The sequence below is a fragment of the Enterococcus raffinosus genome, from assembly GCF_001886185.1.
Lineage (GTDB): Bacteria > Bacillota > Bacilli > Lactobacillales > Enterococcaceae > Enterococcus_A > Enterococcus_A raffinosus.
Window position 1 is genome coordinate 14,517 of the sequence record NZ_JXLA01000023.1, and the last position, 21,007, is coordinate 35,523.

General features: G+C 40.4%; 21 protein-coding genes. All 21 read left to right on the top strand.

The window, feature by feature from the left end; genetic code table 11:
• The first annotated feature begins 87 nt into the window (after positions 1-87).
• The 21 genes from RV13_RS12870 to mtnK all read left to right on the top strand — a co-directional run bounded on the left by RV13_RS12870 (position 88) and on the right by mtnK (position 21,000).
• The gene (locus RV13_RS12870) at positions 88-2,163 is read left to right on the top strand and encodes a BglG family transcription antiterminator (protein ID WP_028020743.1); all 2,076 of its coding nucleotides are present in this window, start codon (positions 88-90) and stop codon (positions 2,161-2,163) included.
• Positions 2,163-2,636: a PTS sugar transporter subunit IIA gene (locus RV13_RS12875; protein ID WP_010747391.1), complete on the top strand. Its 474-nt coding sequence runs from the start codon at positions 2,163-2,165 to the stop codon at positions 2,634-2,636. Before RV13_RS12870 ends, RV13_RS12875 begins: the two co-directional genes overlap by 1 nt.
• 19 nt (positions 2,637-2,655) lie before the next feature.
• Positions 2,656-2,946, top strand: a complete 291-nt coding sequence (locus RV13_RS12880; RefSeq protein WP_010747390.1) for a PTS sugar transporter subunit IIB — start codon at positions 2,656-2,658, stop codon at positions 2,944-2,946.
• A gap of 143 nt (positions 2,947-3,089) precedes the next feature.
• The gene (locus tag RV13_RS12885) at positions 3,090-4,358 is read left to right on the top strand and encodes a PTS galactitol transporter subunit IIC (protein WP_010747389.1); all 1,269 of its coding nucleotides are present in this window, start codon (positions 3,090-3,092) and stop codon (positions 4,356-4,358) included.
• Between the two features lie 13 nt (positions 4,359-4,371).
• Positions 4,372-5,430 carry a zinc-binding dehydrogenase gene (locus RV13_RS12890; protein WP_010747388.1) on the top strand — a complete coding sequence of 353 codons (1,059 nt, stop codon included), beginning with the start codon at positions 4,372-4,374 and terminating at the stop codon, positions 5,428-5,430.
• Between the two features lie 135 nt (positions 5,431-5,565).
• Entirely contained in the window at positions 5,566-7,656 is a 2,091-nt protein-coding gene (locus tag RV13_RS12895; protein WP_010747387.1) for a BglG family transcription antiterminator, read from the top strand.
• Between the two features lie 230 nt (positions 7,657-7,886).
• A complete protein-coding gene (locus tag RV13_RS12900) occupies positions 7,887-8,345 on the top strand; it encodes a PTS sugar transporter subunit IIA (protein ID WP_010747386.1) in 459 nt (152 codons plus the stop codon).
• A 25-nt stretch (positions 8,346-8,370) separates the two neighbouring features.
• Positions 8,371-8,673: a PTS sugar transporter subunit IIB gene (locus tag RV13_RS12905; RefSeq protein WP_010747385.1), complete on the top strand. Its 303-nt coding sequence runs from the start codon at positions 8,371-8,373 to the stop codon at positions 8,671-8,673.
• A 117-nt stretch (positions 8,674-8,790) separates the two neighbouring features.
• The gene (locus tag RV13_RS12910; protein WP_010747384.1) at positions 8,791-10,212 is read left to right on the top strand and encodes a PTS galactitol transporter subunit IIC; all 1,422 of its coding nucleotides are present in this window, start codon (positions 8,791-8,793) and stop codon (positions 10,210-10,212) included.
• A gap of 21 nt (positions 10,213-10,233) precedes the next feature.
• On the top strand, positions 10,234-11,295 hold the full coding sequence (locus tag RV13_RS12915; protein WP_010747383.1) for a galactitol-1-phosphate 5-dehydrogenase: 1,062 nt from the start codon (positions 10,234-10,236) through the stop codon (positions 11,293-11,295).
• 15 nt (positions 11,296-11,310) lie between these two features.
• Positions 11,311-12,006, top strand: a complete 696-nt coding sequence (locus tag RV13_RS12920; RefSeq protein ID WP_010747382.1) for an L-ribulose-5-phosphate 4-epimerase — start codon at positions 11,311-11,313, stop codon at positions 12,004-12,006.
• Positions 12,007-12,031: 25 nt separating this feature from the next.
• Complete coding sequence (locus tag RV13_RS12925; RefSeq protein ID WP_010747381.1) at positions 12,032-12,214, top strand: hypothetical protein; 183 nt, start codon at positions 12,032-12,034, stop codon at positions 12,212-12,214.
• A 25-nt stretch (positions 12,215-12,239) separates the two neighbouring features.
• The gene (rhaD, locus tag RV13_RS12930) at positions 12,240-13,085 is read left to right on the top strand and encodes a rhamnulose-1-phosphate aldolase (RefSeq protein WP_010747380.1); all 846 of its coding nucleotides are present in this window, start codon (positions 12,240-12,242) and stop codon (positions 13,083-13,085) included.
• Complete coding sequence (locus RV13_RS12935; protein ID WP_010747379.1) at positions 13,078-14,103, top strand: NAD(P)-dependent oxidoreductase; 1,026 nt, start codon at positions 13,078-13,080, stop codon at positions 14,101-14,103. The genes rhaD and RV13_RS12935 overlap by 8 nt, the downstream gene beginning before the upstream one ends.
• A 140-nt stretch (positions 14,104-14,243) precedes the next feature.
• A complete protein-coding gene (locus RV13_RS12940; protein ID WP_010747378.1) occupies positions 14,244-15,044 on the top strand; it encodes an SDR family oxidoreductase in 801 nt (266 codons plus the stop codon).
• A 19-nt stretch (positions 15,045-15,063) separates the two neighbouring features.
• Positions 15,064-16,905: a BglG family transcription antiterminator gene (locus RV13_RS12945; RefSeq protein ID WP_010747377.1), complete on the top strand. Its 1,842-nt coding sequence runs from the start codon at positions 15,064-15,066 to the stop codon at positions 16,903-16,905.
• Positions 16,906-16,937: 32 nt separating this feature from the next.
• Complete coding sequence (locus RV13_RS12950) at positions 16,938-17,423, top strand: transcriptional regulator GutM (protein WP_010747376.1); 486 nt, start codon at positions 16,938-16,940, stop codon at positions 17,421-17,423.
• Between the two features lie 15 nt (positions 17,424-17,438).
• Positions 17,439-17,999 (top strand): PTS glucitol/sorbitol transporter subunit IIC, encoded by a 561-nt coding sequence (srlA, locus tag RV13_RS12955; RefSeq protein ID WP_010747375.1) that lies wholly within the window; start codon positions 17,439-17,441, stop codon positions 17,997-17,999.
• Positions 18,000-18,091: 92 nt separating this feature from the next.
• Complete coding sequence (gene srlE, locus RV13_RS12960; RefSeq protein WP_010747374.1) at positions 18,092-19,096, top strand: PTS glucitol/sorbitol transporter subunit IIB; 1,005 nt, start codon at positions 18,092-18,094, stop codon at positions 19,094-19,096.
• Between the two features lie 21 nt (positions 19,097-19,117).
• The gene (locus RV13_RS12965) at positions 19,118-19,471 is read left to right on the top strand and encodes a PTS glucitol/sorbitol transporter subunit IIA (RefSeq protein WP_010747373.1); all 354 of its coding nucleotides are present in this window, start codon (positions 19,118-19,120) and stop codon (positions 19,469-19,471) included.
• Positions 19,472-19,764: 293 nt separating this feature from the next.
• Entirely contained in the window at positions 19,765-21,000 is a 1,236-nt protein-coding gene (mtnK, locus tag RV13_RS12970; RefSeq protein WP_010747372.1) for an S-methyl-5-thioribose kinase, read from the top strand.
• Positions 21,001-21,007: the final 7 nt, after the last annotated feature.

The window sequence follows — 21,007 nt, forward strand, 5'->3', positions numbered from 1 at the left end:
CATAAAGAACACCGAATTAATTGGGAACAAAGAAGGTAGAAATGTAAGCGTTTTTCATATAAATTGAAGAGGTAAAGAGGGATGACAATGAATTTAGAAGAACGGACAAATCAGATTTTTGTTGAATTAGTTAACAACCCACAAATTACTAGTAAGGCATTATGTGAGAAGTTTGATTTGACGCGAGGGCAATTGAACTACGCGTTGAAAAAAATCAATGATTCTTTGTTAGAAGAAAAGCTGAGTGAGATCAAACGAACCAAAAATGGTCACTTTCTGATTGCAAATGAGATTCTTTCAAATTATAAGGGAGGTGATGAGCAGCTCGGGGAAACAGTGGAAAGTTATGTATTCTCCGGCAAAGAGCGAGCAGCCATAATTGAATTGATGCTATTGAGTAAAGAGGATTATTTATCACTAAATCATTTTATTGATGAATTGAAGGTCAGTCGTAATACTGTGTTGCGAGATTTGAAGGCGGTCGACCAAGAATTGCAGCAACATCAATTAACGTTGAAGTATACCAGGCAAAAAGGTTACTTCATTCAAGGAGATGAATGGAACAAGCGGAATGTTTTATCCGATTTGTTGAATAATTTAGCAGTGATGTACAACGGAATCAACTTCATCATCCAATTTGCTAATATCGATCCGCAACAGATCGACATTTTCCGCAAACGAGTGGAGCTGGTGGAGGAAGAGCTAGAGGTACAATTCACGGATGAACGACTAAAAACCTTGCCGCTATTGATTATTCTAATGATACGACGGGCGCAAAAAGGGAAACTGATCTCCTATAGCTTTAAAGTGAATTATCGAGAACTGGCAGATACAAAGGAATATTTAGCGGCGGATCGGGTCATTTGGGATGTTGATGGTTTAAGTGAGAATGAACGAGTTTATGTAACGATGCTGCTGTTGACTACTAATCTTTCTCGGGGCGACATTTTATCAGTAAAAGAGATCAACAAGATGAAGGAAGCTCTGGAAAAAGTGATTGCTAATTTTGAACGAATTGCCAGTGTCAATTTAGAAGAGAAGGAAAAACTTTTAGAACGTTTGCTAGTCCATATGAGGCCAGCCTATTATCGAATCAAATATCACTTGAATCTGCAGACTCGTTTTTATCAGGAAAACAAAGATGCCAATTTATTTTCACTCTTTTATTTGGTCAAAGAAGCGAGTGGTCCGTTGGAAACCTATTTTGGACAATCAGTACCGGATGCGGAATTGTTTTTTATTTCACTGTTTATCGGAAGTCATATTGTTGAAAGTACAGAAATTGTCCATCCAGAAAATCGTAAACGGGCAATCATTGTCTGTCCCAATGGTATCTCAATCGCTGTTTTATTGGAGAACACATTGAAGAACCTGTTGCCTGAAATTGACTTTATTATGTCAATGTCTGCGCGGGAATTCTATCGAAAGGACTACGATGTCGATTTTATTTTCTCGGCGGTACCGTTAAAAACGGAGAAGAAGGTATTTGTAGTCAATAACTTTCTCTCAGAGCAGGAAAAACGCCAACTAAGGGAACGAGTTCTGCGATCTACAGCAATCATCCAGACAGAAATTGTTACGCCAGAGAAAATTTTAGCAGTGGTACAAAAACATGCGGAAATCATAGATGAAACAAGCCTTTATGAAGAATTACTCAGTTTGTTTGCTCCTAAGGAATCGAAAATTTTAGCAAAGAAACGGCCGCATTTGATTGATCTTTTAAAAGGGGAAACGATCCAGATCTTTGAAGAAGAGATCAGCTGGTCGGAGGTTTTAGAAGCATTAGCTCGTCCTTTAGAACGGCAGCAGGTGATCACGACAGAGTACATCAACGCATTGAAAAAAGAAATGCCGACATTGCCAGCATACACTGTCTTACGCCATAAAATTGCGTTGCCCCATACTGTGAGTGAGGCTGGAGCAATCGGCGTAGGAATTAGTCTAGGACTCGTGAGAAAAGGAATTCTGACAGAGGATGGCAGAAAAATCCATACGGTCATCTTATTGGGATCTAATGATAAAGAAGAACATTTAGATTTGATTTTTGAAATGATGAGTTTAGCTGGAGCGAACGAGTTAACACAATTAGAAAAAGCAACTACGAAGGAAGAGATTCGGGAGGCGTTGATTCGTTTCAACGATGAGTATTGGAGGGCAAAATAATGACAGAAACGACACTAAGTTCTTACGTAAAGGAACCACTAGTTTTTGCGCAAGAAAATTTTTCTAACCAGGCAGAATTATTTGAGCAGGTAGCTCAGAAGGCTTTGGATCTAAGCTGGGTAAGGGATGATTTCCTAGAACGGATCAGAAAACGAGAAGAGACATTTCCCACAGGTATTCAATTGATGAACTTCGGGGCAGCGATTCCCCATACAGACGCTGAGTGTGTATTGGAAGAATTCGTAGCGGTGATTACGCTTCAAGAGCCGGTTGTTTTTTACAGTATGGAAGACAACAGTACCCAAGTAAAGGCTCAAATTGTCTTTGTTCTAGGATTGAATCAACCTCATGCCCAGCTGGAAATGCTGCAATCGTTGATGGGATTATTGCAAAATGAAACGGTTTTATCAGAACTTTTATTAGCCACCACAGAAAATGAGTTAATCAGCACGATTAAGAAAAATCAATTGTAGAAAAAAGGAGAGAAACATTATGAAAACAATTCGAGTATTAGTAGCTTGTGGAGCAGGGATCGCAACATCAACAGTCGTTATGAAAAAGGTAGAGGATTTATTTGCCAGAAATGATATGCCGGTGGAAATCACACAGATCAAGATCGCAGAAGCAGCTGGAAAACAAGATGAAGCAGACATGTTGATTTCAACGACCATGTTGCCGACTCAATACAAAATTCCTGCGATCTCAGCAATGGCCTTTTTGACGGGGATCGGAACCGAAAAAGTTGAGAATCAAATCATCGAAGCAGCAAAGGGCATTCAATAATTTTTAACTACATGTATGTTCTTTCCGCGTTTTACGGATCAATAGGATTTTGCAATTTGCGGAAAGGACGTATGTGGTAAGACGCTGATTTATTTTTAGTTTAAAAATAAATATATTTAAACAAATTAGGAGGAATGAATGAAATGGATAGCTTAATGGATGTGGTGCAGAGTATTTTAGGTGCTGGCCCGAGTGTCATGCTCCCTATTATCATTTTCATTGTCGGAATTATTTTTAGGGTTCCATTGAAAAAAGCAATTATTTCCGGAATTACAGTTGGTATCGGAATGATCGGGATCAACTTGGTTATCACGGTATTGACCACAAATGTAGGCCCAGCAGCACAAGCGATGGTCGAGCGGTTCGGTCTGAACTTGACGATCATTGATGCTGGCTGGCCAGCAGTCTCAGCCGGGACATGGGCGCAACCAATCGCGGCTGTGATGATTCCAGTGATCTTGATCGTAAATTTAATTATGTTGGCATTAAATCGAACGAAAACACTGAATATTGACATCTGGAACTACTGGCATGTTAGTTCTGTGGCAGCAACTGGTTATATTGTAACAAAAAGTTTTTTCTTTGGCATCCTGTGCGGGATTTTGTTTACAATCATTATTCAAATCATTGCAGATAAGACAGCACCTAAAGTTCAAGAATATTATGGTTTAGAAGGAATCAGCATCACCACAGGTTCGGCGCAAGGTTATGCAGTTTTAGCTTTACCGGTCGGCTGGCTGGTGGATAAGATTCCTGGTATCAATAAATTAGATGTAAAACCTGAAACAATTCAAAAACGTTTTGGGATTTTCGGTGAACCAATGATCATGGGGATCATTATCGGGATGTTCCTAGGCTTGCTGGGAGGCTATGACTTTATTGGCATCCTGCAAATCGGAATGAACATGGGCGGTGTCATGTTCTTAATGCCGCGAATGGTAAAAATCTTGATGGAGGGATTGATCCCGATTCAAGAAGGTGCGCAAAAATTACTGCAAAGCCGTTATGGAGATCGCGAAATTTATTTAGGAATGGATGCTGCATTAGCAACAGGTTCACCAGCGGCATTGTCCACCGGTCTTTTGATGGTGCCGATCACTTTGTTTTTAGCAGTTATTTTACCAGGAAACCGTGTCTTGCCTTTTGGAGACTTAGCGACAATTCCCTTCTTCGCAGCGTTAGTTGTACCTAGTCGTAAGGGAAATATTTTACACTCAGTTATTTCGTTAACGGTCGTAATGGCAGTAGCACTGCTGATGGCAACAAACTTTGCACCAGTTATTACCGAAATGGCACAAGGTATCGTGAAGTTCCCAGACGGGGCAGCAGAAATCACGAACTTGGACACAGGTGGGAACTTCTTAAAATGGATCTTCTTGAAACTCTCAGAATTAGTTGCACAAGTAATGTAGGAGGCTTATATCAATGAGTAAAACAATGAAGGGTGTTTCCAAACAGGCACCTGGCTATGACCAAATGGAGTTTATTGACTTAGCAGTACCTGAAGCAACAGAGGATAAGGTATTGATTAAAGTAGCCTACACGGGTATCTGTGGGTCAGATATTCATACCTTTAAAGGCGAATATAAAAATCCTACCACGCCTGTCGTACTAGGACACGAATTTTCTGGTCAAGTGGTTGAAGTAGGAGAAAAGGTAACTAAGATCAAAGTAGGCGATCGCGTGACTAGTGAGACGACCTTTTATGTCTGCGGTGAATGCGACTACTGTAAGGAAAAGCAATACAACTTATGTCCGCATCGCAAGGGAATCGGTACGCAGCAAAATGGATCAATGGCCAATTATGTATTGGCACGTGAGGAAAGTATTCATTTATTGCCGGATCATTTGAGTTATGAAGGCGCGGCGATGAGTGAACCACTGGCCTGCTGTGTACATGCAATGTATCAAAAGAGTCATTTAGAACTGAAAGAGACGATCATTATTATGGGACCTGGTCCTATTGGCTTGTTCTTGTTACAGATTGCCAAAGAAATTGGGGCATTCGTTATTATGACGGGTATCACGAAAGACGCGCACCGTTTAGAATTAGCGAAAAAACTTGGGGCGGATGTCATCGTGGATACGATGAAGGAAGATCTGGCTAAGATCGTTAATGAAGTGACGGATGGCTACGGAGTGGATAAGGTTTATGACGCCTCTGGCGCAGTGCCTGCGGTGAATGCCAGTCTACCATTGATCCGCAAACAAGGGCAATTCATTCAAGTTGGTCTATTCGCGAACAAAATGGTGGATTTGGATACGGAATCCATTATCCAACGAGAGATCGAATACATTGGCAGTCGTTCGCAAAACCCATATGATTGGCCAATCGCGATTCATCTATTGGCGAAGGGTGCGATTAATATCGAAGAAATGATCACGAAAAAATATCCGTTGACAGATTGGCGTGAAGCCTTTGATAAAGTGATGGAGGGCAACGAGATCAAAGTAATGATCGAATCAAATCCAGGAGAATTTTAATAAAACGAAGGAAGTTGCACTGTTATTTCAGTGCAACTTTTTTGTTATTTTAAAATTCTTTCAAAAAGAAACCGTTTACTATTTTTCTTGTTCAGGCTAGACTAAAGGAAAAAATGGCAGACAGGAGGGAAACAGATGGACCTTGATAATCGGAGTGTTCAGGTTTTACAAACCGTCGCTTCTACAGTAAAAATTTCTTCCAAAGAAATCATGGAAAAATACCGACTCACTCGCAATCAATTAGATTACGCACTGAAAAAAATAAATGACTATCTGGAAGAGAATAGCTACCGAAAGATTATTCGATCACGCAATGGGGGTTTTGTCGTTGATACAAAGGTGGTGGATGACTTTTCGGGAATCATGAATAGTGAAAGTCAATTACAGGCAGATGAAAATAGTTTTCTAGATGAGGATCATCGATTGCTAGTTATTTTATTATTGATTTTTTCCGCAGACTATCTCTCGCTTTATCACTTTTCGGAAAGTTTAGAGGTGAGTAAAAATACGATTGTCTCGGACATCAAGAAACTCAAGAAACAACTGAGCAGACATAAGCTGACCATCGATTATTCTAGAAAGGGTGGATACTATTTTCGAGGAGATGAGGAAGCGATTCGTGGATTGATTCTTGTTGTAACGGATCAAGTGATGGAATCGATTTACAATCGCCTTATTTTTGAAAAATATTTGGACATTCAGGTAACGGAAATTGAGGCCCAGAGAAGAATGTTGCGCTTGGTGGAAGAAGAACTGCAAGTTCAGTATACCGATAATAGAATTCAGACAGCTCCTTATTTCTTAGTCTTGCTGGATCGTCGAGTAAAGAACGAGCATCTTATTGAGCAGCGTTTTGGCTTGCTGGCAAAAGAAATTATGGATACCAACGAATATGCGGCAATCGTAAAAGTATTGGCTGGACAAAGCATGCTCCCGAAATCCTATACGGAACATCTTTATCTGTGTCTTTATATCCTGTCCTTAAAAATTACTGATTTAAGCAATATCTTTTCACTTAATAAAGTGGAGCTGCGAAAACACATCGAATTGTTTATTGCTCAGCTAGAAAAAAATACAATCATTCAACTGAATGACAAAGCCCAATTAATTGAGAATTTAGCGTTGCATTTAACCCCCGCCTATTATCGCATTCGCTATGGTTTGACTTCCGATTATATGCTTACGGATATCGTTAAGAACCAATTGGATCCGCTGTTCTTTATTGTGAAATCATCGATTGCGCCCTTAGAGGAATTTTTTGAAGAACGAATTCCCAACGATGAAATATATCTGATCACTATGTTCATTGGCGCGTATATGCAAAAGGAAAAACCAATCAATCTTGATAATACGATTGTCAAAGCTGCGGTAGTTTGCCCGAACGGTATCATTAGTTCAAAACTGCTGGAAAAAACGTTAGATAACTGGTTTCCGATGATTCATTTTGTCAGCTCTTTTTCGATTCGTGAATTTTACGAAAAAGAGGAGTGCCTAGAGGTTCAATTGATCTTCTCAACTACGCCTTTAACGACAGAGTTCCCGGTGATCGTTGTAGGCAATGATCTTTCAGCGATGAACAAAACGTTAATCGTCAATGAAGTCATCCAGCTGATTTATAAAATTGATAGTTATAAATTACAGCCGGATCACATCCTGTCCATCGTCAGAAAACACCTTCCTATGGATGATGAGACAGAAGGGAAGATTCGTAAAGAGTTAATGATTTCCTACAATTCGATTTTTCAAATTCAAGATCAAGAAATCTTGACGAATGAAACGAAGTTGAATTTAAGTGACCTGATTACGAAGGAAAGTATTGTCATCTTACCGAATAAACTAACTTGGCTGGAAATACTGCAAGCAGCAACACAAAATTTGATTGATCGTGGAATCGTTGAGCCGAGCTACTTAAGCCATCTTGAGGAACAGTTTCCGGAGGTCACTCCCAGTATCGTATTGGGAAATCAGATCGTGATTCCCCATACCATTCCTGAAAATGGGGCTCGTGAACTGGGCATGTGTTTAGCCAAAATCCCACAGGGTTTCTCCAGTCAAGGACAGTGCTACCGATATGTAGTGGTTATTTCAGCGATTGACAAAAAAATGCATATCCAACCAATGATGCAGCTATTGAAAATCGCAAGCGATCCAAAAACGATTCAGCGATTGGATCAGGCGCAAGATAAAGACGCGCTTTTAGCGGTTATCCAAGATTTCAAAAAATAGTAAAAATGAAATCCTCGTTCTTCTGGAGAGCGGGGATTTTTGTGTTATTGAGCTATTTAACCAATAGATAACAAAGATAAACGCTTGTGAAATCAACGTTTTCAGCAAGTCATACAAATATTACGGAATAGGTTCAGTAAAAAATGAGTTCAAAAGAAATTCAAAAGAAAGCGTTTCCGTGCTATCTTTTGGTTAAGCAAGAAGCAAAAAAACAGAATAGGAGGGATCTAGTGATCAAACGAGAGTTGCTTTTTAGCAAAATGAAGCCACAGGATTACGAAGAGATGATTTCATTCTTGGGTGGGAAAATGGAAGAGCTGGGTTATGTAAAAAATACTTATGTTCCAGCGGTACTGGAAAGAGAGAAGGGCTTTCCTACGGGATTGCAGATGGGCGATTATGGGATTGCGATTCCCCATACGGATCGTGAGCATGTATACCAATCCGCTTTAGCAATCGCGACTTTAGCAGAACCAATCGAGGTTTGCTCAATGATCAATCCAGAAGAAAAAGTTCGTGTATCATTGGTCATTTTAATGGCGGTGGAGGACCCAGATGGTCAAGTCAAGATGCTTAGCAAGCTGATGGGACTTTTTCAAGATGTGGAAACATTAAAGCGTTTAGAGCACGCATCGTCTGTGGAAGAGATGTATAACATCGTGGCAAAAATGGAATTAGAAATCGCATAAAGCGAAAATAAAAGGAGGAGCAACAATGAAAAGATACAATGTATTGTCTGTGTGTGGATCAGGAACGGTGACATCATCAATGGTGGCGGAAAAATTAAGAGAGACGTTGGAAGAAAAAGGCTATATTGTTGATACTACAGAGGCAAACCCGAACGAAGCGTTGTCTCTAGCAAAGACAGGGAAGTTTGATTTTATTACGTATACAAGTCCTTTACCAGATGGGGATTACGGAATTCCAGTAGTAAATGCCATCGGTTTCTTAACCGGGTTTGGGGAAGAAGAATTTTTAGAAGAAGTAGACGGCGTTTTATTAGCCTTAGAGAACTAAAATTTAAAGAACAGGTTGTTTTTGGTTTCTTGCGAAGAAGTGATAAACAGGTATTGCTTTATTCGATTTTAGGCATGTTGAAAATTAAATACATTAAATTGAAAAAGGAGTAATGAGATGTTAGAAACATTAAAAAGCGTTTTTGATACGTTTGGATCGGCTGTATTTGTTCCAGTGATGATTTTTGTCGTTGCTAAAGTATTGAAAGTGAAGACGCAAAAGGCATTTTTATCTGGATTATATGCAGGTGTAGGGCTGATGGGCTTTACTTTGATTTTGAACTCATACACCCCAATTATTTCGAAAGTCGTTCAACAAATGGTCGATCAAACAGGAATCAATCTTCCAGCCTTTGATGTAGGGTGGCAAGCAACGGCATTGGTGGCCTATTCAACAGAGGCAGGGATGATTTATCTAGTGATCGCCTTAGTTTTACAGACGGTACTTTTTTTAGTGAAGTGGACCAACGTATTCCAGCCTTCTGATTTATGGAATAACTATTCTTATATGGTTTGGGGCTCGATGGTGTATTTAGCTACAAAAAATATGATCTTAGCAGTTGTCTTAATGTGTTTATTGAATATGTACAGCCTATTATTATCGGAAATGTTAGCCAGAAGATGGTCAAGCTATTATCACTATCCAAATTGCACGATCATTGCTATGCATAATATCGAGCCGGGAATCTTTGCTCTCTTGATGGACCCGATTTGGAATATGATCGGCTTGCATAAAGTACGCTTGAATCCTCAAGGCTTGCAGAAGAAGTTAGGGTTTCTTGGCGAACCAATCTCGTTAGGATTGTTCTTAGGTCTATTTTTAGGGATTTTAGGAAATATCAGCAATTTGGCAGAGCTATCTGCTTGGGGACAGATCACAGAAGTAGCGATCGCGACAAGTGCGGTGATGGCGATCTTCCCGAAAGTAGCGGGAATCTTCTCACAAGCCTTCAACCCGATCTCACAAGCAGCGAGTAAAAATGTTCGCGGCAATAACGAGGGACGCGAATGGTATCTTGGCGTAAATGATGCGACAGGCTATGGTGAACCAGCAACGTTGATCTCAGGAATTCTTTTGATCCCAATTATGGTATTCATCGCAATGATTTTACCAGGTAACCAAACATTGCCAGTAGTTGATTTATTGGCTATTCCGTATATGGTACAAGCTTTGGTATGTTTATCAAACGGAAATATCGCCAAAACACTGATCAATGGAGTGATTTGGTTCAGCCTAGGATTGTACATGTGCTCTTACACTGCGCCAATGTTTACTGAGATTGCACAAACGGTAGGGGTTACTTTACCAGCCGGCGCATTGATGGTAACCAGTTTCAATATTTTAGGAAAACCAATTTTTGGACTAATTTTCTTAGCCTTTTTAAGTCAGAATCCATTGTGGATTGGCTTGACGATCGTCGCATACTTTGTTGTTTACTTCTTATTCCGTAAAAATAGAGAAGCCTTTTATGGATATGTTGAACGAGCTGCAGCGAAAAACAGCGGTGAAATTCCAGAAGCCAAAACAAAGGTAGCTTAGTAGAGAAGGATGAAAGAAAAGATGACAGAAAAGATGAAAGCAAGTGTATTAATAAAACCCGGTGTCTTGGAAGTTCAAGAGGTAGAGATTCCTGATATCGGTGAAGAGGAAGTATTAGTAAAAGTCGCTTACGCGGGGATCTGCGGCTCAGATGTGCCCCGCGCAAACTTAGAAGATGGTGCAAGAATGTATCCGCTCATTTTAGGACATGAATTCAGTGGAACAGTTGATCGGGTAGGATCACAGGTCACTAAAGTTCAAGTCGGAGACAAGATCGCTGTTGCACCATTGATCCCGGACCCTAATTCTGAATATACAAAAGAAGGCTCCTATGGTCTCAGTGATAATTATAACATAATCGGTACAGGCAGTAATGGAGCTTTTGCTGAATACGTGAAGGTTCCTGAAGCACACTGTGTGGTAATGCCGGAAGATTTGGATTTGTTGTCAGCGGCAGGGGTAGAGCCGGCGACAATTAGCTGGCATGCAATGCAGCGGGCGAACATGAAGGTTGGTGATACAGTAGCAGTTCTTGGCTGTGGACCGATCGGACAATTTGCGATTCAAATCGCGAAAATATTCGGAGCAAAAAAAGTCATTGCCGTCGATATTTTTGATGAAAAATTGGCATTAGCAAAACAACTCGGAGCAGATGTGACAATCAACAGCAAAGAGCAGGATCTGGAAGAAGCTATCAAGGCAGAAACAGGCTTAGGCGTCCATGTTGTGATCGAAACGGCGGGGAGTAAATTCACTCAGAAACAGGCCTTATTGATTACTCGTAAACATGGGACGGTAGTATTGGTAGGCATTTCCCATCAGGATCTGCCCTTGTCTGAACATGAGGCAGAACGCATTATGCGTGCAGAGCTGACAATTACAGGCTCATGGAATTCCTATACCGCACCTTATCCGGGACGTGCATGGGAAGCGACATTAGAAGAAATGTCCAAACGCAGAATCAAATTCAAAGAAATGGTGAGTGATGAGATCACGTTAACGGATTTGCCAGATGTGCTGCCTAAAATGTTTAAGCGTGAGCTTGCTTATAACAAAATCGTTGTTGCAGTCAATCCAGAGTAAAAGGGGACCGAATCAATGTTAGAACAATTAAAAGAAGAAGTATTTCAAGCGAATCTAGCCTTACCTAAACAGGGGTTAATTAAATATACCTGGGGAAATGTCAGTGCCTATGATCCTGAAACAAGCTATTTTGTCATTAAGCCTAGCGGTGTCAGTTATGAAGAAATGAAGGCGTCTGATATGGTAGTCGTTGATTTAGAAAATAGGGTAATCGAGGGAGAACTGAATCCATCATCAGATACGCCAACTCATGCAGTATTGTATAAGGCATTTCCAGAAATTGGCGGAATCGTTCATACGCATTCGACTTGGGCAGCAGCTTGGGCACAATCAGGTTTGGATGTTCCAGCAATGGGGACGACTCATGCGGATACCTTTTATGGCTCTGTTCCATGTGCGCGCTTCTTGACCAAAAATGAAATCGATGAAGGCTATGAGCATGAGACGGGGAATGTCATTGTCGAGACCTTTAAGCAGCGCGAAATCAAGCCTTTGGAAGTTCCAGGAGTACTGCTCCATGGACACGGCCCATTTACTTGGGGAAAAGATGCTCATAGTGCAGTTATGAATGCTGTGGTTTTGGAGGAGGTATGCAAGATGAATTTATTGACTCGTCAATTAAATTCTTTTGCAGAAGAACTGCCACAACGTGTATTGGATAAACACTATTTACGTAAGCATGGGGCGAATGCCTATTATGGACAGAACTAACGAATAACGAGAAAGGAGGATGACGATGATTAGCGATTTATTTGTTTTGATTGGATTGGCATTCTTTATCAAAATCTTTTTTGATGGCGCAAAAAGGCTGGTTATTGGAGCCAATGGAGATATTGTTAAAAGTAAAACGTACTGGATCCATGGCGGCTTGGGGATAGCTTTTCTGATCGTTGCGCGACTAATTACGCTCCTCCTTTAACCTTGTAATAATGGAGGGTGATGGAATGAAGATTCATGAAATCAGTCAAGCACCATTTATTCGAGAAATGTGCGAAGCGACTCATCAGTTATGGGCATATGGATGGGCCGAACGAAATGGCGGAAATATTAGTTACCGTCTGCCACTGGAGGAGGTACAGTATTATCTCAATGTCCATCAGGTAAAAAAGACCATTGCGTTAGATTTCACTGTAAAGAGTTTAGCAGGAGAGATTTTTCTAGTTTCCGGTTCAGGCAAGTATTTCAAAAATGTCCAAAAGAATCCGGCGGATAGTTTAGCGATCATTCGAATTACTGCCGAAGGTGACAAATATGATTTGCTGTGGGGATTAGAAGGAGACGATTTACCTACGAGTGAGTTAGCATCGCACCTGCAATGTCATGCTGTACGTCTTGCGCAAGATCCAGAGCATCGGGTAATCTTACACACGCATGCAACTGCGATATCGGCAATGACCTTTATCCATGAGCTAGATGAAAAGAAATTTACTAAAACGCTCTGGCAGATGATTACAGAATGTATTGTTGTCTTTCCAGATGGTGTATCGGTTCTTCCATGGATGGTTGCAGGGACAAACCAATTAGGGACAGCCTCTGCTGAAAAAATGCGAGAGTCACGAATCGTTATTTGGCCCCACCATGGAATTATGAGCGCAGGACAAACCATGGATGATGCCTTTGGCCTAGTTGAAACAGCAGAAAAGGCCGCTCAAATTTATTTACAGATTTGCTCCACCAGACAGGATATTAAGCAACAGATTACTGATCAGCAGCTTATCGACCTAGCAGCAAAGTTTCACGTGAAACCTAAAGCAGGGATATTGTCGGAAGAAGGTCAGCAAAATGACTAATGTAGTGGTGATTGGTGATCCATTTGTTTCGGCAGATAACTTAGCTAAAGCAGCAGAGGGATTGAAGCTTGATCCACCAATCAATATTCAAAAATTCGAATGGCAAGCAGAAAAAACTCGATCGGAATTTCGTGAGGTAATTAAGGTTTTAGAACAAGACGGACCTAACAATTTTGAGTGGTCATCGGAATTATTGTCCGCAGTATCCAACGCCGAGTATTTGTTAGTACATCTAGCGCCTGTTTCAAGAAACTTATTAGCTCATGGAAATAAGCTTAAACTTATCGGCACCTGTCGCGGCGGATTAGAGCATATTGATTTAGAGGCAATGAAAGAGCTGGATGGTCTATCGGTGATTAATGTCATTCGTAATGCAGAACCTGTCGCTGATTTTACCATTGGTTTAATGTATGCTACTGTTCGCAACATTGCTGCATCTGCGATCCAAGTGAGGAACGGCAATTGGCCGCAAAATTTTTCGAACGACGCCTACAAAACCTCTTTCTCGAACCTAAAGGTCGGTCTGGTTGGATTGGGACATATTGGAAGAATTGTGGCAAAACGATTAACTGCCCTCGGACTAGAGGTTAGCGCCTACGATGCTTTTACCGATCAGAAAACATTGGATCAAGAAGGATATCAAGTGAAGCTAAAGGGATTAGAGGAAATTTTTAGTGATTCAGATGTGGTATCCCTGCATTTAAGAGTTGTTCCAGAGACGAAAAATATCATTGACCATACGTTATTAAAACGGATGAAACCGAATGCCTATTTGATCAATACAGCGCGACCAGATATCATTAATCGAAAAGATTTGCTCGAGTGCTTAACAAATAAAACGATCGCCGGTGCAGGAATAGATGTTCTATGGGAGGAGCCAATTACACCTAATGAACCTTTACTGAAATTGGACAATGTGGTGATTACCTCACATATTGCTGGGGATACGATTGATGCGATTGAGCGTTCTCCACAATTGCTGCAAAAAGAAATGAATAGCATCCTAGAAAAAGCTTAAGTAGAATCGTCTACTTAAGCTTTTTTGCTCACTTTTCACAAATTAGTGTACTTTTTTTTCTGACTGGAAAAAAAAGAGCGTATTAATCATTTTCAATAAGCGTTCTATACTTGGCGTGTAATTAAGAGGAGGGGACGTAAATGTCAGATTGGTTAGACGTTGCAGGAAAAAAAGTGATTGTAACAGGAGGGTCTTCAGGTATTGGTGCAAGCATCATTGATGAATTATTAGAGCAAGGAGTAGTGGTAGCAAACTTTGATCTTCAGCCCGGAAAGGTCGTTCATGAAAATCTTTACTACTTTCAGACTGATATCTCAGAGCGGCAGCAAGTAGAGGAAAATGTTACGAAAGTGATTGAAGAATTTGGTCAGATTGACGGCTTAGTCAATAATGCGGGTATCAATGTTCCGCGTCTATTAGTGGATGAGGAGAATCCCCACGGGCAATTTGAATTATCCGATGAGGTATTTGACAAGATGATGGCAATTAATCAAAAGGGATTATTCCTTATGACGCAGGCAGTGGCAAGAGTGATGATGCCAAGGCATGAAGGTGTCATTATCAATATGTCTTCCGAATGTGGATTAGAGGGATCAGAAGGCCAAAGTCCTTATGCAGCAACGAAAGCAGCCGTCAATAGCTTTACACGGTCTTGGTCTAAGGAGTTAGGCAAGCAGGGCATTCGTGTAGTAGGAATCGCCCCTGGAATTATGGAAGAAACTGGTTTACGAACGGAGGCTTATGAGACTGCGTTAGCTTACACACGGGGTATTACGGTTGAAGAGCTTCGTAAAAACTATGATAAAACAACGACAATCCCCTTGGGGCGCAGCGGGAAGCTCAGTGAAGTCGCTGATCTAGTATGCTATTATTTATCTGATCGGTCTAGCTATATTACAGGCGTTACGACCAACGTTGCCGGAGGAAAAACACGAGGCTAAAAGAAGGTGGGGTAATAAGATGGCATTAATCAATCGCTGGTATCAATTATTACAGCATTTTATTACTCATGATCGGCTGAGTTTGAATGAATTGCAGAAAATAACCGATACAAGTGCACAAACCACCAAAAAAGCGATTCAATTATTGAATGATCAAATGGAACAAATTGCGGTGATTGAGGAAAAAGACACGAGCTACTCGTTAAAAGTGATGGATTCGCAACAGTTTTCGGAAATCATGAACGGTAGCTTAAAGCAGCAAACAGATTTCAATTCTAGCACAAAGCGGATTGCCGTCTTAATCGATTGTTTCATGAAGCAAGAGGGCTACATCGTCATCGATGATTTATCAGAAGTGTTAGGAGTCAGTCGTTCAACGGTTAATAAGGATTTACGAAACTTAAAACAGTTGATGACCAGATATCAAATTTCTTTGATTGGTACACCCAATAAAGGCTTGAAGATCGCAGGTACAGAATCCCAATTGCGGCTGCTCTACCTGCACCATGCCTATGATTATTTGGAACAGTCTCCGTTAACAGAGGACTTGCTGCAGTCCATTGACGAAATCGCACTAAGTAAAAAATTGGATTTTCGGACATTAGGCTTATTACAAAAGACGATCAATCTAACAATTCAACGGATTCGATCCGGGAAGCCATTGGTACAGGCAGTTGCTTATTATGTTAATTATTTTTCTGACGACAGTTTATTGGAAGAATTATTTGTTAATTTGGCAACCGATTATCATTTGACGATCAGTAAATTTGATTTTGATTTTCTCTGTTTCCCCTTAAATATTTTCAACAATAATTTGGTACCAGAGGATCAAGCAGATACACCAGAAGTAAAAACCTTATTTGACTACATGATGAATCAAATCAATGAAGCCGTGATCATCAATTTAGATCAAGAAGAGTTGTTTCGAAATATGCGTGCTCATTTTATGTTTTTGATTAATCGCCTTATTTTTCAAGTTGAAACCTATGATATCTTTCGTGAAGAGTTTAAACAAAAACATGCTTTTGCCCATGAGCTAGCAGAAATAGGAATTGCTGCATTAGCCAATTATCTACAGAAGCCTTTCCAGAGAGCCGAACTTTCATACTTAGCGATCTATTTTGAATTGGCATTGAAACTAGATACTCAACCTAAAATGAAAGAGATCGCCGTAGTCTGCAACACTGGCAAAGGAACGGCTTTAATGATCAAGCGTCAGCTGGCAACCGTTTTAGGACCGAATATTCGAATCGCTCATTATTCAGAGGAAGAATATGAGACAAAGGACTTGGATCGCTATTTCGCAGTATTTACCACAGTGCCCTTGAAGCATACGAAGACAACAACAGCTATCATAAAACTGACTGATTTGTTTAATGAGAACTGGTTATTGAGTGAATGGAAACGAATTGTTGCTTCCAAGGCAGCAACTTTTGAGCATATTCAGTTTTCTTTTGAACAATTGGATAAGCAGTTGGCTTATGAAGAGAATTTGATCCTTTTATTGGAAAAGCTGCGAGTCCAACAATTAATCGATGATTCTTTTAGAGACTACATTTTGACGAAGGCTCAAGAAGAGTCGGCAATCATCGATAATGGCATTGCCTTTCCCCATGGAATTAATCGGCAGAGTGAGGAAATTCTTGTGACGATTGGAATTTATCCAGATGGGCGTTCTACAGAAGATATTGAGTTGATTTTTATGGTAGCGATTCCAGAAAATCTGACTTTAGCAGTGGAGGAAGAGCTGTTAAGTTTTTATGACACGATTTTTGTCATCTCCTCCAGTGAAACGTTAAGAGAACAGGTGAAGCAGATTCAAACTAAAGAGGAATATCGTCAGTTATTGGTAAATGGATAAGAAGAATCTCATGTATCAGGAAGGAGTCGTATATGAATATTTTTATTTTAGGAGCGATCGCAATTATTGCATACATTCTGCAAATTTTTCTAGGGATGAAACAAATCAAGAATTTTAATTCTGTTTATATTCGAATGAAGCGAAAAGGGAAGGTAGCGATTGGACGGCGCCCCGGAAAAATCGCTTCGGGAACGATCTTGTTGTTAGGCGTTGACCAAAGAGGAACGATTCAAGAAGCTGAGATGATGCAAGGGACTTCAATCCTAGCACGCTTCAAGCCGCGTCCACAATTTGTTGGTATCAATATTCATCAATTGACCGATTCTCCTGTACTGATCAAGGAGAATAAATTGACCCGTCAAGCGGCGGCTAACGCGCAAAAAATTTATTTAGAAGTGGAAAGAGGCAATCATCAAGAGAAAGCCCCCGTATCGCCGATCTTCAATGTAGGGAACCAATTATCTTTAATGAAACTTTCGATCCAAGAGAAATTCACGAAAACCAACTCACAAATATAAGAAGGAGTGTTAATGATGGATTATATTACAAAATTTGCGGAAGGCTTTATGAGTCTTTTCCAAACAGGTGCTGAAACATTTATTAGTTGGATGACAGGCATCGTTCCAGTTGTTTTGATGTTGATGGTAGCAATGAATACACTAATTGCTTTTTTAGGAGAAGAGCGCGTAACAAAAGTTGCGAAAGTATCTTCCAAAAACCCATTTACACGGTATCTTGTATTGCCTTTCGTTTCTGCATTTATGTTAGGAAATCCAATGTCCTTTACAATGGCGCGCTTTTTGCCAGAGTTCTATAAGCCAAGCTATTATGCATCAAACGCACAATTTTGTCATACCAGTAATGGTGTTTTTCCTCACATCAATCCAGGAGAATTGTTCGTATGGATGGGGATCGCCCAAGGAATCACGCAATTAGGTCTCAATTCAATGGAATTAGCGATTCGTTATATGTTTGTTGGTCTAGTCATGAACTTTATCGGCGGCTGGACGACAGACTTCACTACCGCCTTTGTCTGCAAACAGCAAGGAATTAACCTGAGCAAAGAAGTCGATGAGGTCGCAGTAGCAGAATAGGCTAGCATAATGGAATGATATATGTGATGAGCATCGGATTTATTTTTCGTTAAGAAAAATAAGTACTTTGAAACGAATTAGGAGGAGCGAAAATGGCTTATAATAGTATTAAAATTGTAAAAGGTTCAGGGGGATATGGCGGCCCGTTAGTTATTACACCAACGGATGAGAAACATAAATTTGTCTATGTAACTGGTGGCGGAGATAAACCGGATATTGTTGATAAAATCGAAGAATTATCTGGAATGGAATCGGTAAATGGGTTTAAGACATCTATTCCTGATAATGAGATCGCTTTAGCAATTATTGATTGTGGTGGCACTTTACGTTGCGGAATTTATCCTAAAAAGAATATTCCAACAGTCAATATCGTCCCAACGGGAAAGAGCGGTCCGTTGGCACAATACATTCATGAGGATATTTATGTATCCGCAGTCGGGAAAAATCAGATCATGTTAGCAGACGAATCGGAAGCGGTTGATAAGCCTGCCTTCGTTACGGAAGAAAAACCAGAACGTGAATTTAAATATTCAACGGATAAGAAAATTACGGAACAAAAGGCGGAACAAAAAAGCTTTATCGCTAAAATCGGAATGGGTGCCGGGAAAGTGGTAGCGACCTTCAATCAATCGGCCCGTGAAGGTGTACAGACGATGATCAATACGGTTATTCCTTTCATGGCTTTTGTATCCTTATTGATTGGGATTATTCAAGGTTCAGGAATAGGGACAGTATTTGCGAACCTGATGAAACCTTTAGCTGGAAATGTCATTGGCCTGATCATTATTGGCTTTATCTGCTCACTACCGTTTTTATCGCCATTATTAGGACCTGGAGCGGTGATCAGTCAGATTTTGGGAACCTTGATCGGGGTAGAAATAGGTAAGGGAAATATCCCACCGCAATTAGCCTTACCTGCTTTATTTGCTATCAATACACAAAATGCGTGTGATTTTATTCCGGTGGGCTTGGGCTTGGAAGAGGCGGAAGCAGAAACGGTTGAAGTTGGCGTACCTTCTGTTTTGTATTCACGTTTTCTAAATGGTGTCCCACGAGTGGTTGTTGCTTGGTTGGCAAGCTTTGGTTTATACAGTTAAAAATGTTTGGAGAGATGAAAGATGATTTTTGAGACGCAAGTGACGAATATTGGACCTGAGGCAGAGATGTTTCAACAAGAAAAGATGCTGATTTTTTTCGGCAATGATGCGCCGGAGACATTAGCGGATTATTGCTACAACATCCAATTGACCCCCTCTACGGATGAGATTACAACGGGAATGCATTTTTTCTTTGATAATCAATCCTATAGAATTACGGCAGTTGGAGAGGTAGTGAAAAAGAATCTCGATGATTTAGGGCATATTACCTTGCGCTTCGATGGTTCGGAAACAGCGGAGCTCCCAGGCACGCTTTATGTGGAAGATAAAGAAATGCCAACGATCTCTGTTGGGACAAAGATTGCGATTAGTTAAGAACATTCATCTAAGAGTTGCATTTACCCAGTTTAAATGTACACTTTTAGATGAGTGTTTTTTTTCGTCAGACAGGCCTTTTATAGATTGATCAGGAGTATAAAAGCATAAGGCGCATCCGTGTTGCTGCAATGAATAATGCTGTGGTGAAAAGCTGAATCATTTAAAAAATGCCCCTTAAAACGAGGAACAAACTCGTTTTTTTGTGGTGAAGAGAATTTCTAATAAAGAGAAGGCTGTCAGTAAACTAGGGAGACGAAGGAATGGATAATTTTAATGAATGAGGCGATAATATGAAAGTCACACCGAGGGAAACGGTGGCGTATCAAGAGCACTTTTTAATGGATACGCAAAAGATCAAACAATATGTAGTGGAAAAATTAGGGGCATTTCCAACAGAAGCACCATTAACCGTCACTGAAATTGGGGATGGGAACATCAATTATGTTTTTCGAGTCGTGAATGAGGCAACCCAGGAAAGTTTGATTATTAAACAAGCAGACGTATTGCTGCGCTCTTCTGGACGACCTTTGGCAATTGATCGTAATCGCATCGAAGCAGAAATTTTACGTTTGCAAAATGAATTAGCGCCGCAGTTTGTACCAGAGGTTTATTATTATGATCAAAAGATGTATGCTTTGACGATGGAAGATGTTTCAGAGTATCAGAACATGCGCTATGAACTGATTGCTAAGAAAACTTTTCCTAAGTTTAGTGAAGAGATTGCGGAGTATCTTGCGCGAACCTTGCTTTTAACAAGTGATCTTGTTTTGGATCGGGGAGAGAAAAAGCAGCGTGTTAAAGCATTTATCAATCCAGAAATGTGTGACATCAGCGAGGATTTGGTATTCACGGAACCTTATGATGATTACAAGCAACGGAATATCGTAACTTCTGGAAATGAACAGTTTGTGAGAGAAAATCTTTATGAGAATGTGCCCCTTCAAGTAGAAGTCGCGATTCTGCGAAATAATTTTATGAACAACGCCCAATCACTGCTGCATGGCGATCTTCATACAGGTTCAATTTTCATCAATCAAAGAGGATTGAAGGTGATTGATCCTGAGTTTGCCTTTTATGGTCCATCGGGGTATGACATAGGAAATGTCTTGGCGCATCTCTATTTTCCGATGGTCAAAAATCTATTTGATGAAACTGTGGATCAAGATTTCCATCAATGGAGTATGGCGACTATTGAAGCCGTTTATGATCAAGTTTTTACGAAATTATCCGTTGCCTACGATGAAGCGGTATCTTTTTCTCTATATCGTCATCATGCCTTTAAGGATACGATGCTGCAAGAAATTATGTCAGACGCGGTGGGGTATGCCGGTACAGAGATTATTCGCAGAGTGGTAGGCGATTCTAAGGTGAAGGAATTGTCTCTGATTGATTTCGAGAAAAAAATTGTCGCAGAGCAAATGCTGCTGAAATTAGGCATACAAATGGTCATTAATCGTCAGCACATCACTAGCGGCAGACAGCTAGTAGATGGGATCGATGAATTAGCGGCCAGCACTATAGATTAGAAGGTGA

Bases quoted from the DNA above. Each gene is read 5' to 3' on its own strand.
- RV13_RS12910 (WP_010747384.1), top strand. From the start codon at position 8,791: ATGTTAGAAACATTAAAAAGCGTTTTTGATACGTTTGGATCGGCTGTA.
- RV13_RS12905 (WP_010747385.1), top strand. From the start codon at position 8,371: ATGAAAAGATACAATGTATTGTCTGTGTGTGGATCAGGAACGGTGACA.
- RV13_RS12950 (WP_010747376.1), top strand. From the start codon at position 16,938: ATGAATATTTTTATTTTAGGAGCGATCGCAATTATTGCATACATTCTG.
- RV13_RS12965 (WP_010747373.1), top strand. From the start codon at position 19,118: ATGATTTTTGAGACGCAAGTGACGAATATTGGACCTGAGGCAGAGATG.
- RV13_RS12880 (WP_010747390.1), top strand. From the start codon at position 2,656: ATGAAAACAATTCGAGTATTAGTAGCTTGTGGAGCAGGGATCGCAACA.
- RV13_RS12920 (WP_010747382.1), top strand. From the start codon at position 11,311: ATGTTAGAACAATTAAAAGAAGAAGTATTTCAAGCGAATCTAGCCTTA.
- RV13_RS12870 (WP_028020743.1), top strand. From the start codon at position 88: ATGAATTTAGAAGAACGGACAAATCAGATTTTTGTTGAATTAGTTAAC.
- RV13_RS12885 (WP_010747389.1), top strand. From the start codon at position 3,090: ATGGATAGCTTAATGGATGTGGTGCAGAGTATTTTAGGTGCTGGCCCG.
- mtnK (WP_010747372.1), top strand. From the start codon at position 19,765: ATGAAAGTCACACCGAGGGAAACGGTGGCGTATCAAGAGCACTTTTTA.
- rhaD (WP_010747380.1), top strand. From the start codon at position 12,240: ATGAAGATTCATGAAATCAGTCAAGCACCATTTATTCGAGAAATGTGC.
- RV13_RS12945 (WP_010747377.1), top strand. From the start codon at position 15,064: ATGGCATTAATCAATCGCTGGTATCAATTATTACAGCATTTTATTACT.
- srlA (WP_010747375.1), top strand. From the start codon at position 17,439: ATGGATTATATTACAAAATTTGCGGAAGGCTTTATGAGTCTTTTCCAA.
- srlE (WP_010747374.1), top strand. From the start codon at position 18,092: ATGGCTTATAATAGTATTAAAATTGTAAAAGGTTCAGGGGGATATGGC.
- RV13_RS12875 (WP_010747391.1), top strand. From the start codon at position 2,163: ATGACAGAAACGACACTAAGTTCTTACGTAAAGGAACCACTAGTTTTT.
- RV13_RS12935 (WP_010747379.1), top strand. From the start codon at position 13,078: ATGACTAATGTAGTGGTGATTGGTGATCCATTTGTTTCGGCAGATAAC.
- RV13_RS12895 (WP_010747387.1), top strand. From the start codon at position 5,566: ATGGACCTTGATAATCGGAGTGTTCAGGTTTTACAAACCGTCGCTTCT.
- RV13_RS12940 (WP_010747378.1), top strand. From the start codon at position 14,244: ATGTCAGATTGGTTAGACGTTGCAGGAAAAAAAGTGATTGTAACAGGA.
- RV13_RS12890 (WP_010747388.1), top strand. From the start codon at position 4,372: ATGAGTAAAACAATGAAGGGTGTTTCCAAACAGGCACCTGGCTATGAC.
- RV13_RS12925 (WP_010747381.1), top strand. From the start codon at position 12,032: ATGATTAGCGATTTATTTGTTTTGATTGGATTGGCATTCTTTATCAAA.
- RV13_RS12915 (WP_010747383.1), top strand. From the start codon at position 10,234: ATGACAGAAAAGATGAAAGCAAGTGTATTAATAAAACCCGGTGTCTTG.